The sequence below is a fragment of the Pseudomonas sp. RIT409 genome (genome assembly GCF_003052515.2).
GTDB lineage: Bacteria > Pseudomonadota > Gammaproteobacteria > Pseudomonadales > Pseudomonadaceae > Aquipseudomonas.
This window is the reverse complement of record NZ_QARE02000002.1, coordinates 159,056-176,274: the sequence shown is the minus strand read 5'-3', so window position 1 is coordinate 176,274 and position 17,219 is coordinate 159,056. Positions and strand designations below refer to the sequence as shown.

Sequence of the window (17,219 nt, the reverse complement as noted above, 5' to 3'; positions counted from 1 at the left end):
TGGCGTTTTTACCACGCCAGGCCCGACAAGCCGAACGGTACAACGATGGCGAGTGCGCGGTCAGGGATACAGGTCATCCCGCGTCCAGGGCAGGTCATGACCACCGTCGCTACGAGGCTTGACGGCCAGGATCTGATGGAGGTTGATCCAGCCTTTCGAGAACGCATACGCGCACCCCGCCAGGTACAACCGGAAAATCCGCAGGGCCTGCTCCGGTACCATGGTCGCCGCCACGTCCAGCTTCTGCTCCAGACGCATGCTCCAATGATCGAGGGTTTTGGCGTAGTGCAGACGAAGGCTTTCCACGTCGACCACTTCAAGGCCCGCTTCGCTGATGAAGGCGGTGATCATGGCCAGGTGTGGTAATTCGCCATTGGGAAACACATAGCGGTCAATGAAGTCGCCAGCGCCGCGCCCTACCGGACGACCGTCAGTGTGCTTGGCGGTAATGCCATGGTTCATCACCAGACCGCCCTCCTTCACCGCGCCAAATAGGCATTTGGCATACAGAGCGAGGTTCGCATGACCGACGTGTTCAAACATGCCGACACTCACGACTTTGTCGAAGCGGCCATCCTGAGGCAGATCGCGGTAGTCGAGGAGTTTGAGTTCGACCCGATCCTGCAGCCCCTCTGCCTTCACTCTCTCTTGCGCCAGCGCTAATTGCTCGCGGCTCAAGGTGATGCCGAACACTTTCACGCCATATTCGCGGGCGGCGAAACGTGCCAGGCCGCCCCAGCCGCAACCGACGTCCAGCAGGTATTCACCCGGCTTGAGACGCAGCTTGCGACAGAGGTGATGAAATTTATCCTGCTGGGCCTGATCGAGTGTTTCTTCGCCGGTCTTGAAGTAGGCGCAGGAGTAGACCATCTCCTTGTCCAGCCACAGCCGGTAGAAGTCATTGGACAGGTCGTAGTGATAAGAGATGGATTTCGCGTCGGTGTCCTTGTCGTGCTGGGTGCGCACCGGGGCGACACCCTCGTCCGCGTCCGCCAACGCGGCGGTCAATTCGTCGCAGACGCGCATGACTTCGCTGATCGAACCTTCCAGTTCGAGACGCCCTTCCACAAAAGCACTGCCCAAGAGGTCTAGGCTCGGGTGGGTGAAGTCGGACACCAGCGAAGGATCCTTGACGACAATCGTGACGCTGGGGTCATTCCCCAGTTCCACCTCGTTGCCGTCCCAGAGCTTGAGACGCAGGGGCAGATGAAGGTTCTGTAACGCCGGTGGTAATTGCGCGAGCATCGAAGGTAACTCCCTGGTCCAAGACAAGGAAAAGGGTAGTCCAAAACCGGCTCCAGACAGGAACCGTCAGGCTATCGGCGTTAGCGAGGGACTGCGACGAATCTGCTGCAGGGGCGGCCGCTGCTCCGCCTCAGGATTCGAGCCCATTTGAAGCCTGCTGTGTTGGAGCACCCACTCATGACTGACTCATAATTTGTTACAGAGTTCTTCAAGGCTCAAGCGAATTCGAGACCATGGCCGAGCCTTCTGGAGCGCTGCCGGTCGTGGAGGCAGCGCAACCCAAGGCTTGCAAACGTTTATGAATATTTACCGATGGGCTCGTGGAAACGCAGCAGCCGCCCGGCATTACCCAAGACCAGCAGCGTACTGAGGTTATGCAGCACAGCAGCGATCATCGCGCCCGCCGCACCGAGAACACCGAACGCCGCGAGCGCGACGATCGCCAAGGTCCACCCCAGGCCGATGATGACATTCACCTGCAAGGTCGTGCGGCATTGGCGGCTCAATCGCACACAGGTTCCCAGTCGACGCAAATCGCTGCCGATCAGCACGATATCCGCTGACGCCAACGCGATGTCGGCGCCACCGGCCCCCATCGCAACACCCACTACGCCGGCTTTCAACGCGAGTGAGTCGTTGATGCCGTCGCCTACCACCATGGGCCGGAAGCCACGACTGATCTCGCCCATGACGCGATTGAGCTTGTCTTCCGGCAAGGCTTGCGCCTGGATGTCGCCGATACCGACCTCCGCTCCCAGGCTATCGGCCACGCTCTGCCGATCACCGGTCAACAGCAGTTGCCGCCCAAGCCCCAGGTCACGTAACTCGCCAAGCGCCTGTCGCGCCTCGGGCTTGAGGCTGTCTGCCAGGAGCAGCCAGGCGAGAAACGTACCATCGATCGCCAGCCCCGCGATTGGCCCGTCATGGGCGGGAACCGGCGAAGTCGCGATTCCCAACTGGGCAAACAGCTCGGGGCGACCCAGTGCCGCCTCGCCTCGCGACGTGTGTGCGACGACGCCCAGCCCCTGACGTTCGCGGATATCTTCCAGCGGCACATGCAGGTCTTTCTCGACCAGGCCTGCCAGGGCGCGGCTGACCGGATGGCTGCTGGCCGAGCCCAGGCTGGCGGCCAGCACAAGAATGTCCTCACCCGCCCCTTCCTGCGCCAGGACGGACTGCAGGCGCAGACTGCCGTAGGTCAGGGTGCCTGTTTTGTCGACCACCAACGAAGTCAGGTCCGCGAGTTCTTCGAGGAAAGCCGAGCTGCGGATCAGGATGCCGTGTCGCGCGGCCACGGCGATCCCGGCAATCGCCGTCGCCGGGGCGGACAACACGAGCGCGCAGGGGCATGCGGCGACCAGCACGGCGAGCATGGCTTGCGCGTTGTTGGTGATGAACCAGGTCACGGCAGCGATCAGCAACACCAGCACCATGTAACTGCCCGCGTAGCGTTCCAGCAGGCGCGTGATCGGCGGCTTCGAACGCTCGGCACTCTGCATCAGGGCGATGACCTTACCCAGCGTCGATTCGTGGCCAATGCGCGTGACTTCGATGCGCAGCAGCCCATCCAGGTTGATCGCGCCGCCAAACACCTCCATACCGGAGCGGGCTTCGAGGGGCACCGATTCGCCAGTAATGGGCGCCGTGTCGAGACTCGCCTGTCCCGAGATCACCCGTCCGTCCGCGGGCACACGATCCCCGGCACGCACTTCAACGCGATCACCCGCCACCAGCGAACCGTTGTCCACTTCACGAATCGAGCCGTCCGGCGCGATCAGACGCGCGTGGCTGCGAGTCAGCTTGCCAAGGGCCTGAATGGCTTCTTGCGAACCGATGACGCTGCGCTCCTCCAGCACATGGCCAAAAATCATGATGATGGGCAGCAGGGCAGCCGTCATCAGATCGCCGGTCGCCCAAGCGCCGAGCATCGCCAGCGCGATCAACTGGTCAGTAATGCCATGCAGGCTCGGATAGCGCAGGCTATGCCAGCCAGCGCTGACCACTGGGATCGCCACCAGCAGTGAAGCGGCGCCCAGCAGCAATTGGCTGACGCCCACTTGCTCCGGGGCGAAGAACCGCCACACCAACCCCAGCGCCAGGAGCCCCAATGCCAACATGGCCAGTGTGAGTTGCCGGGCAGCGCTGCGCTGCTCGGTGCTGGTCAGCATGCTGCCAGGCGTCGCCGGTTCGGCGGAATGATGATCGTGAGCGTGGGTGTGTGCGGCTTGGCCACTCATTTGTCGGCTCCCTGAATGATCAGGCGTGAATCGTCATGGGGGTCGACCGTCGTCACCGAGCCGGCCTGCTTGAGAATTCCCGGCACCCGCTCGCGGTACAGGCGCAGCAACAGCCCGGGGTCACTCTTGTTCTGGATCGACTGGGAAAGGCCTGTTACCGCAGCCGTGTCGGTCTGCGCCTTGGCCAGCCGTTCGGAAGCCTGAGCATGGGCGACCTGCAGCAGGCGGTCCGCTTGTTGATTGGCGGCCTGGTTCTGTTTTTCGGCGTCGGTGCGCGCGTTGGCCACGGCCTGATCGGCCTGCTGACTGGCAGTGAGCACGGCGTTGAAGGCGTTCACTGCGGCCGGGGGCAGGCTGGACTGAACGTCCACCCGCACCACCTCGACACCCAGTCCGCCGCCAATGGTGGCGAGCGCTTCGAGGCGCTGATTGATCCCCTGTACCAGATCGCCTCGCAGCCGCTCGCGCCGCTCGGCCGCCTGGCTGTCGGACCCCACCAGTTCAGGGCGCGCCACCAGAATCGTGTCCAGATCACGTGCAGCGGTGAGGCTGACCGCGCTGCGGTTGACCAGACGATCCAGTGCTGGCAGCACATGTTCGCCCTGCAGAACGAAGGCCCGGGGATCGGTAACTTTGTAGTACGCCGTTACGTCCAGTTGCACGACGCCCGCATCCCCGGTGAGGAGAAAGCCCGAGCCCGCCAGCGCATCGCTCATCGGCGTGGCGAAGCTGGTGATCTTGTCGGCAGCCAGCGCTGCGGGCGAACGCAGCAGCGCTTCAACGTGGCGCTCAATGACGCGGTCCGCCGACGGCAGCAGCACGACTTGCTCGAACGGCTGTGGCCATGCCAACAACAACCCTGCGTTCTGCACGCGATCCAGTTCACCGAAGCGAAATACCACTGCGCGATTTTGCGGATCGATCTGGCGGACGTTGGAGACCGCCCAGCCGATGGCCGCAAGCAGTGTCACCACGTACAGGCCCACAAACGCCAAACGGCTGGCTTGCAGCCACGGGCTGTTCACCGCCGGGCGCTCAATGTGCGACGCCTCATGCTCACTCATGGCTGCGTCCCGGCCTTACCATCCTGCTTGCCTTCCGACAGCGTGGGCGGCCCGTCGACCAGCACCCGAAACGGCGCAGCGTCGGTGCGCAGGATCAACTTGGTGCTGGGGCCGACAATCGTGCCCAAGGTGTCGAGCGAGCGCAGCAAATTGTAGAGCTGCGGTGAACTGGCATAAGCCCGGCCGTATATTAGCGCCGCCTCCACGCGGGATTGCGCTTCGATATCGGCGGCTTTCACCGTGGCATCGGCCTCGACGATACGCGCGTCGCGCTCGGCGGCGGAGCGGATCTGCGCCGCTTCGCGTTTGCCGATGGCCGTACGTTCGGTGGCAATGGTTTCCCGCTCGGCGCGCATGCGATCGACCGTGGCATTGAGCGTCACTGACGGAAGCGTCAAACGCTCCACGCCCACCTGCAACACACGCACCCCGTAGGTATCGAGCAGTTGCTTCTCGATCTGTTGCCGTAACTGGTTTTCGAAGTCACCGATGCGCACTTGATTGGCATCGGTGTTGATCAGGTTTGCCAGGTCGAAACTGGCGGCGGTCGTTTCCAGCGCCGAGCCGACGAAGGTACGGATCTGCCGCGCCGCTTCGTCCGGCTGATTCTGGACGGCGCGCATGAAGCGCTTCACGTTGTCAGGGTCGCCCTGCACCTGCCAGGCCACATAGGCTTGAACGATGATGCGCAAACCGTCACGGGTGCCGACGTCCTGCAGGCCGCTGGATGTGGTGCGCAGGCGCAAGTCCACTGGAATCGCCGCTTCGAACGGCGCGGGCCAGCGCCAGCTCAACCCCGGATCGAGGAGTACACGGGCCGGATTGCCGAAGCGAGTGATGACGGTCGCCTCGCCAGAGCGCACCTGGACCAGGCTCGCCGCGGCCACTGCAAAGGCCACCAACAACGCCGCCAGACCGGCTCGACGCCAGGGAAACCCGACCGGGCCGGCGTCTTCGCCATGATGAGAATGGCCATGATGGTGCCCATGCCCGTGACCGGCATGGTCGTGATGATCGTGGGAATGAAACAGACTCAAGGAACGACTCCTTATTCAGCCACTGGCTGTTCGGCTGACTTGGGCGACGTGGTGGGGTCGACCGGAAGAGTGAAAGTACGCAGATCAATGGTCGGGGCACTGCCACCGCCCAGGCGATGGTCCAGAACCAGCAATTTGGCGTGGGTCATGCCCTGGGTCAGTTGGCTCAGGTACTGCTCGAGCAGAAAGGCTTGGCCCGCCTTGGCATAACCCTGTTGTTCGGCACCGAATCGCAGGTCGGCGCTTTGCGCAGTGGCCAGCACTTCGCGCGACGTTGCCGCGGCCTGGTCATGCGCGACGCTGGCGTGCAGTTGCGCAAGGTTGGCCTGATCCGCCGCAGCGCCCCGCTCGCGAGCGATGAGCGCCTGGGCGCTGATCTGCGCCGCCTGGACACCGTGGTAGGCGTTGGCTGCACCGGCAGGGGGGTGGATCGACTCAACGACGGTTGCGAGGATCTCAACGCCACTGTCGAGTTTTCTCAGGTCCCGCGCGACGGCGCTGCCAATATCGGCCGCCAGATCCGTGCGCTGTTCCCCGAGCAACTCATCAAGCGTCCGCGAAGCGAAATCGTGGACCAGCACCCGGCTGGCAGTGCTGCGGATCAGGCTCGGAATGTCGGCGCTGTTATAGGTCGCGGCCATCGCAGCCTGGTCGTCCAGCCCGATGCGGTAGACGAAGCGCACGTCCATGTTGACGATTTGAAAGCTCTGCTTCTCGGCAGAACCGCCGGCGATCACCTGGGACTTATCGTTGATGTGGGTCGCATCCCACAGCCTGTTCGCGGTGGCAGGGGGCGGTCCTTCGGCAGGATCGAGCGCTGGTTCCGCAGGGCTGTTATCCGCACGGCTGCCCTCCGAAACACTGGTCGCCAGTTCATGGACCACACCGTTCTCAACAGGCAACACCGCACCGAACGGCCAGGGCAGTCCAGCATGCAAGCCAGGCCCGAGGACCTCGACCGGTTTACCGAAGCGCTCGTAGATGCCGCGACCCTGCATGGGAATTTCGTGAACCCCGCTCAGTGCCCAACCCAGCGCGATTATGACCGCCAGGACCGGCAGAAATGCACGGCGCATGTAGGTAAACGCCCAGACCTGCCGCAAGTCGATGCCAAAGCGGTTGTGCAATTCATTCTGCAATGCCGTCAGCGGGCGCGGCGGCCAGCGCAGCAGACCGGCGACGAAACTGCTGGCTACCAGACGAGGCTCGAGCCGCTCGTTGCGAGGGCTGAAAACCGACAACAGCGCTCGGACCAGCAATTCCACTGCTACCAACCCGGGTAGCAGCCCGATCAGCACGGCCAGCCGTACGGGCCAGACACGCTCGACGGAAGAAAAGAACAGGCACAAGGCCGCGATCAGCAATGTCCCGATGGCGACCCGCGTGATCTGGGCCAACTGCTCGGCCTCTGGCCAACTGGCTTCGGATTCGTTGCTGAACTGACGCTCCAATACCAGCAAACCGAAGCCGATCAGTAACAGGAGGCCTCCAACCCCATTACCAACGAGGCCAACCGCGGTGCCGACCAGCGTGAAATTCCATATCATCGCGATGCTGATCAGCGCCAAGAGTGTCCAACCCGCCAGCCAGAAGACCGGCACGCCGATCTGGCCCGCCATCGACGCCCCCGCCCCGCTGATACGCGCTAACAGGCGATCGTACCAACCCAACTCGTCGGCCGAGACATCCTCGACCGAAGAGACGTCCTCCTCATCCGGCGTCAGTACGCGAGAGCGCCACTGCGCCACGATCTGTGCAGACTGCAGTGCCGCGGCGAGCACCAGCAGGCTCGCCGCGCTGTTGGTCAGCACGGCGGTCCACAGGGAAATGGGGGAAAACAGATCGACGAACAGCGATACCACCAAGCCAATGACGCCCAGAGTACCCAGCAGGTAGGTCAATCGTGAAAGCCGACGCACGTGAAAGCCCGCGCGCTGGAACCTTGGCATGCTGGCAGGCGCCACTCCTTCAACATCCAGATCAACCCGCATTGCCACCCCAGAACTTGCTGAATGCTGAACTCATTTTCCAACCTGCCGACTCTGCGGGTGCAATAGCCCGCAACATAGATTCAAGTGGCGTTACGATATAACAAGTGGCGTGAAATTTTCGTCTGGTCATTCACAGACTCAGGGCCAATCCACTCCCCTGACAGCCAGTAGACAGGTTAGTCGCGTGCACGCCCCCGATGGCCGTCTCGACGCAACGGCATGAGGCCCGCCGCCTCCCACACGACGAAAAATTTGCACTAAGCTCCCTGAAAGTTATCCACAGGCAGAGGATTGGCTATGGTGCCGAGTGCCTGGTTGCAAAGAGTCCTTCATCCCGTTGCGAGAATTTTGTTTGAAGACGGTGTACGCGCCATCCATGTCACCCTGTGTACGGCGTTGATTTCCGTCGCAGTGGGTGTGTTGGTGGCTGCTTTCGCTGCCAACGAGCGCATCTTCCTGCTGATTCCAGTCTGGATGCTGATCCGCACACTGTTCAACGCCATCGAAGCCTTGCTGGTCAATGAATTCGGTCAGTATTCCCGGCTCGGCCAGTGCGTCCAGGAATTAGGCCGCGTCGTCGCGGAAACAGCGCTGTTCTTGCCGTTTGCAGCGGTGCCGAAGGTCAGCCTGCTGCTGGTTTTACTGGTGACGCTCCTGGCGATCTTCAGCGAATTCGCAGGCCTGCTGGGCCCGCTGATCAAAGCATCCAGACGCCGGGAGGGCCCTTTGAGCAGCGCGGTGCGAACGCTATGTTTCGCTGTGTTCGGGCTCGGAATTAGCTCAGGCCATACGCTTACTGCGGCGATCAACATCACGCTGGCGTTGATGGCGGTCCTGTTAGTGGCGACGATCGATAAGCGCATCCGGGGCGCTGTCGCGCAAACACCCAGATCTGACGCCGGAGCAGCCGCACGCAGTGATGGTCCTGAATAGCGCCGTTGCTTCAACAGCGTTACACACGCCTTGCGAACAGCTTATCCACAGGCCTTTCTTGCATTTTCGACAACGGTGCTTCCACACATCGGGACTTGACCTCAGGTTCAAGCGCATTTGATATTACGACCATAATTTCCCTGGCATGTCGTCGACGGGATTTTTGCGGAGAGCGGTCTACGCTTCCCTCCACTGTCGATTTTTCTCGAGGAGTGCGTTCATGAGTCATTACGACGTTGTCATCATTGGTGGCGGGCCTGGCGGCTACAACGCGGCCATTCATGCTGGCCAGAAAGGTTTGAAGGTGGCCTGTGTGGAGGGTCGGGAAACGTTGGGCGGGACCTGCCTGAACGTCGGCTGCATCCCGTCCAAGTCACTGCTGCACGCCTCGGAACTGTACGAGGCAGCAACGGGGGAAGAATTCAAGAAATTGGGTATCGAAGTGGCGCCGACGCTGAACCTGCCGCAGATGATGGCCCAGAAAGTCGAGAGCGTGACCGGCCTGACCAAGGGCATCGAGTTTCTGTTTCGTAAGTACAAGGCCGAATGGATCAAGGGCTGGGGGCGCCTGGCTGGGCCCGGCAAGATCATCGTCACCGACGCCAATGGTGCGGAATCCGAGCTGACCGCCAAAGACATCATCATCGCCACTGGCTCAGAACCTACCCCCCTGCCGGGCGTGACCATCGACAACAAACGCATCCTCGACTCCACCGGCGCCTTGTCACTCAGCGAAGTACCCAAGCATCTGGTCGTGATCGGTGGAGGTGTCATCGGCCTGGAGTTGGGGTCCGTCTGGCGTCGGTTGGGCGCCAAAGTGACGGTGGTCGAATTTCTCGACCATGTTGCCCATGGCTCGGACCTTGAGACGGGCAAGACGCTGCACCGCTCCCTGTCGCGTCAGGGGATGAATTTCAAACTGAGCGCCAAAGTGACCTCCGCTGTCTCGAGCGATTCGGGCGTAAGCCTGACCGTCGAACCTGCTGCGGGCGGCGAGGCTGAAGTGCTGGAAGCAGACTACGTACTGGTCTCCATCGGGCGTCGTCCTGTGACGAAGGGGCTGGGCCTGGAAACTGTCGGGCTGGAAGTGGACAAACGGGGCGTGCTTGCCAACAAGGGCCACCGTACGGCGGTGGAGGGCATCTGGGTCATCGGCGACGTCACCTCCGGCCCGATGCTGGCGCACAAGGCAGAAGACGAAGCGGCGGTCTGCGTGGAGCGCATTGTGGGTAAAAAAGGCGAACTCAACTACAACCTCATCCCCAACGTCATTTACACCCGGCCGGAGATGGCCAGTGTGGGTAAGACCGAAGAGCAGTTGAAGGAGGAAGGCCGGGCCTACAAGGTTGGGAAATTCCCCTTCAGCGCCAACAGCCGGGCGAAGGTCAACCACGAAGGCGATGGCTTCGCCAAGGTGCTGGCCGATGAGAAGACCGATGAAATCCTGGGAGTCCACCTGGTGGGCCCGAGTGTCAGCGAGATGATCGCCGAGTACTGCGTGGCCATGGAGTTCGCGGCGTCAGCAGAAGATGTGGCGCTGACTTGTCACCCTCACCCGACACGCTCCGAGGCGCTGCGCCAAGCGGCGATGGGCGCTGGAGGGCACACGACTCAGGCGTGACCGACCCGGGCCTTGCGGCCGCAACGCGGCGTGTCGATGGCGGCGTTTCCAAAGGCGCTGACGGTCGCGCGGCCCGTTGCCCGCAGGGTTTGACCTACAGCAACCCGTTGAAGCCCATCAGGAAGTGCTCTGAAACGAATTTTCTTTTTTTTCCGAACAAGATGCCGAGATTGTTATCTGTGTTGTTGGTAATTTGCGTTCGGCAAGGATTGGGAAAGCGCACGTCCATGTGCAGGAAGGCACAGCATTTCTTCAGAGGCTTCACCTTATGAATCGCAGGAATCTACTGAAAGCTTCCATGGCGCTGGCAGCGTATAGCGCGCTGCCCGCCTCGGGCCTTTATGCAGCACATGCCCTGGCGGCCGCAGCAGACGGCGACATCGAACATTTCGACTTCAAGACCTTGCAAGACCTCGCCAAGCAGATGGCCGGCAAAGCCTACGTCAGCACCAAGCAGAACCTGCCGCCTACCCTGGCGAACATGACCCCACAACAGTTCAACGCCATCCGATACGACGCCGGCCATTCCCTGTGGAACGACGTCAAGGGTCAACTGGACGTGCATTTCTTCCACGTCGGCGCGGGTTTCAAGACGCCGGTGCGTATGTACAGCGTCGACCCGGCCACGAACCAGGCGCGGGAGGTGCATTTCCGTCCTGAACTGTTCAATTACGAAGCCAGCCGCATTGACCAGAGTCAGCTAAAAGGCGACTTGGGCTTTGCAGGCTTCAAGCTTTTCAAGGCCCCTGAAATCGCAATCAACGACATCTTGTCGTTCCTGGGGGCCAGCTACTTCCGCGCGATTGACAGCAACAAACAATACGGCCTGTCCGCTCGGGGCCTGGCGATCGACACCTACGCCCACCGCCCGGAAGAATTTCCGGATTTCACCAAGTTCTGGTTTGAAAAACCAACCAAGGACGCCACGCGCTTCGTGGTGTACGCGCTCCTGGATTCGCCGAGCGCAACGGGCGCCTACCGCTTCGATATCGATTGCCAAGCCGAGCGTGTGGTGATGGACATCGACGCGCACATCAACGCTCGGGCCGACATCGAGCAACTGGGCATCGCGACCATGACCAGCATGTTCAGCTGTGGCACCCACGAACGCCGGATGTGCGACACCATTCACCCCGAGATCCATGACTCGGATCGGCTCGCCATGTGGCGCGGCAACGGTGAGTGGATCTGCCGTCCTCTCAATAACCCGGCCAAACTCCAATTCAACGCCTTCGCCGACAAGGACCCGAAAGGATTCGGTCTGGTGCAGACCGATCATGACTTCAAGACCTACCAGGACACCGTCGACTGGTATCACCGTCGGCCGAGCCTGTGGGTCGAGCCCACCACGCCTTGGGGGGAGGGATCGATCGACCTGCTGGAACTGCCGACCACAGGCGAGACGCTGGACAACATCGTTGCCTTCTGGAACCCGAAAGTGCCGGTCAAGGCCGGAATGTCCATGAATTACGGCTACAAGCTCTATTGGAGTCCGTTGCCACCGGTGAGCACGCCGCTGGCGCAGGTCAATGCGACGCGCTCCGGCATGGGCGGCTTCATTGAAGGCTGGGCACCGGGAGAGCATTACCCCGATGTCTGGGCGCGACGGTTTGCCGTGGACTTCAACGGCGGAGGACTGGATCGCCTGCCGGAAGGCTCGGGGATCGAACCTGTTGTCTCCGTATCGAACGGCAAGGTGCAGGATTTCAATGTGCTTGTATTGCCGGATATCAAAGGCTTCCGTGTGACCTTCGATTGGTATCCAACCAACGATTCCGTCGACCCTGTAGAGATGCGCATGTTCATCAAAACGGGCGATAGGACGCTGAGCGAGACGTGGCTGTACCAGTACTTTCCGCCTGCACCGGACAAACGCAAATACACCTGAGCCATTGACCGCAGCGGTGCATTGAGCCTGCGTGAGCGCTTCTGTGATCCTGCAAAAGGATGAGAGAAGCGCTCGATCCCGGAGCCAGATGCCGGCCCCGTTCTATATGCTGAGCCCGCCGACGAGCCCGTCGAGACCCTGCAATGCTCGGCTGTGTTGTAACAGAAATGAGTCATAGACGGCGGCCGAAAAGGCGCTGGAGATCGCCCGATTTACCAGCGTCAAATTTCACACCCTCAATAAATTCAATAAGTTAGAGACTCCGATTTTTTCGGTCGGGCGACCCTGTCCGAAAATTTGACTAATTCGTTGACAGCCTCTCCATCTGGGGCTGATATATCTCCTGTCACGCCGATTCAGCATGGCTTGCCAAGCTCTGCTGCACCTACCCCGGCGCTTGCGACATACCGCATCTATTTTCTGATCGACAGCCCGAAGCTGAGTCGATGGGCGGTAGCTTTGCGTCGAGAACTTCAACCGGCCAGCCCCCGGCTAGCTGTCCGACAATCACTTCCATTCGAGCGCTTCAAAGGGACTGACCATGATGTCGAATGCCGCCGTTGATAAACCTTCGATCCTCTCTTTCAACATCTCCACGGCCATCGTCTGGACGGCCATCAGCTTGATCGTGGTCGAAACATTCTCGGGGGCGCTGCGTTTTTATCTGGACAAGGCGGGCCTGTCCGCGGTGCTGTACGGTCCCAAAATCCTTTGCTGCCTGCTGCTGATGCTGCAACTCCTGCACTTGAAGACCAGCAAAGGGGTGTGGCTCGGCCTGCTCGCGCTGGTGATTTCGAGCCTGATCGCCATGCTGCATGGCGCGTCACTCAGCAACATCGGATTCAGTGTCTTCGGGATCTGCCCGATATTGTTCGGCATGATTTGCAGCGAACAGCTCATCCATCGCAAAAAGCTGCTGCTGTGGGCGGTCGGCCTGTGCCTGCTAGCGTCTTTCGTCGGGCTGGCGCTGGACAAACTGACGTCCGTTCCCTGGAAAGGCTACAGCTACACACTCGGCGAAACGGAGTTGAGCGGCAATACGGCCTGGGCGGTAGACGAAGCCGACCGCCTGGCCGGTTTTGCACGCGTGTCCAATATCCTGTCGATCAACCTGGCGATGGGCGCGTTGTTCGTGATGCCGTTCTTGCGGTCCAGGCTCTTGATGCTCGTGCTCAGCGGCGTGACTGCTGTGGCGATCGTCATGACGACGAGCAAGGCACCCGCAGCCGGCTTCGTGTGCGCGGTGGGACTGCTGATGATCCTGCGGTTTCACTGGACAGCGCGGGTGGTGATGACGATCGCTGTACTGATCGGGATGATCCTGCCGCTGATCAGTTTTCTCTACGACTTCAACGCGGGCCTGGCCAGCACCGGCACCCTGTCTTCGCTTTACGATCGTTTGATCAACAGTTGGCCGAACATGGCGAGGTGGATCATCAGCGAAGGTTGGGAGCTGACCGGGGCTGGGCTCGGCGCCTATGGCAGCACATTGGCCCTGTTCCCGATTCCGGGCCTGCCCACCCTGGGTTCAGACAGCACCGTGCTGTACCTGTGGGGCATGCTGGGCGCGTTCGGGATTCTTCTGTTCACGTTGCAGATCCCTCTGTTCATTGCCTTGGGCGATGACGTGACGCGGGCGGGACGAGCGTTACTGGCGGTGTGCTTTTGCTGTCTGCTGACGGGCTGGACCACCGACATGCCTGAAATCGCGACGGCCAATTTGTTTCTGGGCATGGCCATTGGTCACGTCCTCGGCCGAAATCGAGTACCGCGTCCGGTGACCTCCACGTTCAGCGGGACGCACGCTCTGTTTCCTGTCCTGCCCCACTTGAATTGAGAGCACCGGCAATGAAGTTCAGCCGCCTGTCAGCCGCATTCCTGTCTCTGCTCAGCGTGTTCCTCGTTCATGAAGCGGCCGCCGACGAGCCGTTCATTCTGGGCATCGGCACCCACTTGATGAACTTTCCGGCTTCGCCTCGAGTGCCGTTGCAGCTTGCGGCGCAAGCCGGCGTCACCGCCCTCAAGGACGATGCGTTCTGGTCGACCGCCGAGCCGGCACCCAATCAACTGAGGATCGTGCAGCCATGGCGTGATTACCTGAGCGCTGCAGCCACGCAGAACTTGTCCCGCCTGGTAATTCTCGACTACAGCACCTTTTTTCACGACAACGCCAAGCCGCGCGCAGGCAAGGTCAAGGCGGGCTATCTGAATTACGTCAATTACGTGGTCGGTCAGTTGGGGAACAGGGTCAATTACTACGAAATCTGGAATGAATGGGACCTGGAAGCCCCGGGCGATCCCAAGCTGGCCGCCGACTACGCAGCGCTGGTGCGTGACACGGTGCCGCTGATTCGCAAGCACACCCAAGGGCAAAACGGCTCGCCCGCGAAAATCCTGGCCGGTTCGATCACCCCCCAGGGCATGGACGAAGGATTTGCCGACCACTTGATCGACGCCGGCATGCTCGATCAGGTCGACGGGCTGTCGATCCATCCCTACGCGCATTGCGCGGGGGGCGGTCGAAACAATCCGGAGGGTTGGGTCAATTGGGTGCGTGAATACGAACGCCATATCCGCACCAAGGCCGGTCGCGACGTACCGTTGTACATCACCGAGATGGCTTGGCCGAGCCACACCGGGAACTGCGGGAGCACCCCCGAAACCCAGGCGGCCTTCATGGCACGCATCCTGTTTTTCGCGCGCACGATCCCCAATCTCAAAGGCATGTGGTGGTACGACCTGATCAACGACGGGGCCGATCGAAAGGATCAGGAGCATAACTTCGGGCTTTTAAATGAAGACCTTTCAGCCAAGCCGGCCTACAACGTGCTGAAGGTCATCAGCCCCTTCATCAAAGACTTCACCTACGACCCAGACGCCAGCGTGTGGGCCGATGACGCTTATTTGCTGCACTTCACGAAGGGTGAAGAGCAGATCGTCGTGGCCTGGGCAGGTGCCAGGAAAACCATCGAGAAAACCGTACATTCCGCTGGCCCCCAGAACGGTGCGCTCAGGCTCATCGACACCGCCCAGCCGCAAAAGGGCTGGTTCAACGCGGAGCAATCCTGGGTTTGCCAAGCGCAGCAGTGTTCGGCGCCTATCACATTGAACGGCTTCCCAAAAATCATTCGCGTGGGCGCATCAGGCTAAGGGATGCGTTTCTGCGCTGGCCTCTTAACAACGTCACTTGAAGAATTGCCATGGATTTCAGAAAAGACATCAATGGACTCAGGGCCATCGCGGTCATCGCAGTGGTGATCTTCCATTTCAATCCCGCCTGGCTGCCGGGCGGATTTTCCGGTGTGGATATTTTCTTCGTGATTTCCGGGTTTCTGATCACCGGAATACTGTTCCGCAATCTGGAGAAAGACAGCCTGAGTCTCATTGGTTTCTATAAGTCTCGGGCGCGGCGAATCATTCCGGCCTTGGCCGTCATGTGCGCGGCCCTGCTGATACTCGGCTGGGTCTATCTGCTGCCACTGGAATACAGCGAGCTCGGCAAACACGTCGCTGCCAGCCTCGGGTTCTACTCCAACTTCACATACTGGTCGGAAGCGGGCTATTTCACTGCCAGCGCCCACGAAAAGTGGCTGCTGCATACGTGGTCGCTGTCCGTGGAATGGCAGTTCTACATGCTCTACCCCGTCGTGCTATTGGGGCTGAGTAAGGTCATGACAGTGCGTCATTTGCGCTGGGTGGTCATGGCGGCATGTGTGGGCGGTTTCGTCGTCTGTGTGATCGCGTCGGTCAAGTGGCCGGAGCCTGCGTTCTATCTACTGCCTACACGTGCCTGGGAACTGTTGCTGGGCGGCGTGGCCGCGTTGTTTCCAGTGAAACTGAATCCCGCGCAACAACGGGTTTTGGAAGCCACCGGCCTGGGGTTGATGGCCGCCAGCTTTGTCGTCCTCTCGGAGCGCGTGGTGTGGCCTGGCTATCTGGCTTTGATGCCGGTGCTGGGCACATTCGCAGTCATCATGGCGGCGCGGCAAGACTCGCCCGTGACCAACAACCGGTTTTCCCAATGGACCGGCAAACTGTCGTATTCATTGTATTTGTGGCACTGGCCCGTCGTGGTGTACATGAGTTATGCGGGTTATCTCGGAAGTCCACTCAACGCGCTGCCAGGCATCATCGCTGCCTTTGTTCTGGCCCAGCTTTCGTACTCGCTGATCGAACAAACGCCGCAGAAAAAAGCATCGACAAGCTCGTGGCGATTTGCGGGTGCGGGCGCTCTGATTGCGCTGGTCTTCGTCGGTGGCACGGCGGTCAATGCCACCGATGGCGCCGTTTCTGCGCTGCGCCCGGTGAGCATCTCGGACAAGGCACGCTTTCTTCAGGATTACGCGACCCGGCAGAAAAACCTGTATGAAAACTATTGGCTGAAATGCGATGCCTTTTCGGCGTTCACTGAGCGCAACCAGACGCAGATCGACGCGTCATGCACGCGCAAATCGGGCGATGGCGGCGTATTCCTCTGGGGCGATTCCCACGCACAAGCGCTGTCGCTCGGCTTGAGAACGTTCCTGGCACGGGGCACGCCTTTCTACCAGGTGGCCTCTGCCGGCTGTAAGCCCAGCCTGACAATAGATACAGGCAGGGAAACCCCAGCGCGGATTACCTGCAACTACTCCAACACCACCGCTTTGAAAGCCATCGCTGCGTTGCAACCTGAGGTGGTGGTGATCGCGCAAAAGGATCAGCACGACAAGACGCGCTGGAACGAGCTGGCCGCGCGGCTCAAGGCCGACGGTGTCAAACGAGTGGTGCTGATGGGGCCTCTGCCCCAGTGGAACCCTTCGTTGCCCAGCGTCATTGCCAATCGTCACTGGGGCACGGACGATTCGCACATCACCGATTCCGCTATGGACAAGGAACTGATCGACACGAACCGCGCCACACGGGCCATGATCGATCCCCACATGGTCGATTTCGTGTCGCTGATGGACGGATTGTGCGTGGTCGACTCATGCCTGGTGCGCTTGCAGGAGGATCATTCATTGCTGCAAATCGACTCAGGCCACTTGAGCTCAGCGGGATCGCTCTACATCGTAAAAAACTACGTGATGCCCGAATTGCGCAAAGAGAATGCGGCGCTTGAAGGGGCACGAGACACCAAGGTCGCTATCAACGCTGCAACGTCTTACTGACCTCGCCAAGAGGAAGACTTCGCACCCCGCCCGCCCGGCGTTGCCGGTGCGGGCTT

11 protein-coding genes are annotated in these 17,219 nt (G+C 60.7%); 6 read left to right on the top strand and 5 right to left on the bottom strand.

What is annotated here, in order from left to right; translation table 11 throughout:
* Positions 1-60 precede the first annotated feature (60 nt).
* From cfaB to DBP26_RS03315, 5 genes are all read right to left on the bottom strand, one after another.
* Positions 61-1,245, bottom strand: a complete 1,185-nt coding sequence (gene cfaB, locus DBP26_RS03335) for a C17 cyclopropane fatty acid synthase CfaB (RefSeq protein WP_108236271.1) — start codon at positions 1,243-1,245, stop codon at positions 61-63.
* 296 nt (positions 1,246-1,541) lie between these two features.
* Positions 1,542-3,482, bottom strand: a complete 1,941-nt coding sequence (locus DBP26_RS03330; RefSeq protein WP_108236272.1) for a cation-translocating P-type ATPase — start codon at positions 3,480-3,482, stop codon at positions 1,542-1,544.
* Positions 3,479-4,546: a protease modulator HflK gene (locus DBP26_RS03325; protein WP_108236273.1), complete on the bottom strand. Its 1,068-nt coding sequence runs from the start codon at positions 4,544-4,546 to the stop codon at positions 3,479-3,481. Before DBP26_RS03325 ends, DBP26_RS03330 begins: the two co-directional genes overlap by 4 nt.
* On the bottom strand, positions 4,543-5,583 hold the full coding sequence (locus DBP26_RS03320; protein ID WP_108236274.1) for a protease modulator HflC: 1,041 nt from the start codon (positions 5,581-5,583) through the stop codon (positions 4,543-4,545). Before DBP26_RS03320 ends, DBP26_RS03325 begins: the two co-directional genes overlap by 4 nt.
* Before the next feature lie 11 nt (positions 5,584-5,594).
* The gene (locus tag DBP26_RS03315; protein WP_108236275.1) at positions 5,595-7,574 is read right to left on the bottom strand and encodes a protease modulator HflK; all 1,980 of its coding nucleotides are present in this window, start codon (positions 7,572-7,574) and stop codon (positions 5,595-5,597) included.
* Between the two features lie 348 nt (positions 7,575-7,922).
* On the opposite strand from DBP26_RS03315, the gene DBP26_RS03310 reads away from it, so the two are divergent.
* The 6 genes from DBP26_RS03310 to DBP26_RS03285 all read left to right on the top strand — a co-directional run bounded on the left by DBP26_RS03310 (position 7,923) and on the right by DBP26_RS03285 (position 17,163).
* On the top strand, positions 7,923-8,507 hold the full coding sequence (locus tag DBP26_RS03310) for a CDP-alcohol phosphatidyltransferase family protein (RefSeq protein WP_112235847.1): 585 nt from the start codon (positions 7,923-7,925) through the stop codon (positions 8,505-8,507).
* A gap of 220 nt (positions 8,508-8,727) precedes the next feature.
* Entirely contained in the window at positions 8,728-10,128 is a 1,401-nt protein-coding gene (gene lpdA, locus DBP26_RS03305; RefSeq protein ID WP_108236277.1) for a dihydrolipoyl dehydrogenase, read from the top strand.
* Between the two features lie 268 nt (positions 10,129-10,396).
* The gene (locus DBP26_RS03300; protein WP_108236278.1) at positions 10,397-12,016 is read left to right on the top strand and encodes a glucan biosynthesis protein D; all 1,620 of its coding nucleotides are present in this window, start codon (positions 10,397-10,399) and stop codon (positions 12,014-12,016) included.
* 541 nt (positions 12,017-12,557) lie between these two features.
* On the top strand, positions 12,558-13,853 hold the full coding sequence (locus DBP26_RS03295) for a hypothetical protein (protein WP_256601122.1): 1,296 nt from the start codon (positions 12,558-12,560) through the stop codon (positions 13,851-13,853).
* 11 nt (positions 13,854-13,864) lie between these two features.
* Positions 13,865-15,166, top strand: coding sequence for a hypothetical protein (locus tag DBP26_RS03290; RefSeq protein ID WP_108236279.1), 1,302 nt, complete (start codon positions 13,865-13,867; stop codon positions 15,164-15,166).
* A 50-nt stretch (positions 15,167-15,216) separates the two neighbouring features.
* A complete protein-coding gene (locus DBP26_RS03285) occupies positions 15,217-17,163 on the top strand; it encodes an acyltransferase family protein (RefSeq protein WP_108236280.1) in 1,947 nt (648 codons plus the stop codon).
* The last annotated feature ends 56 nt before the right edge of the window (positions 17,164-17,219 follow it).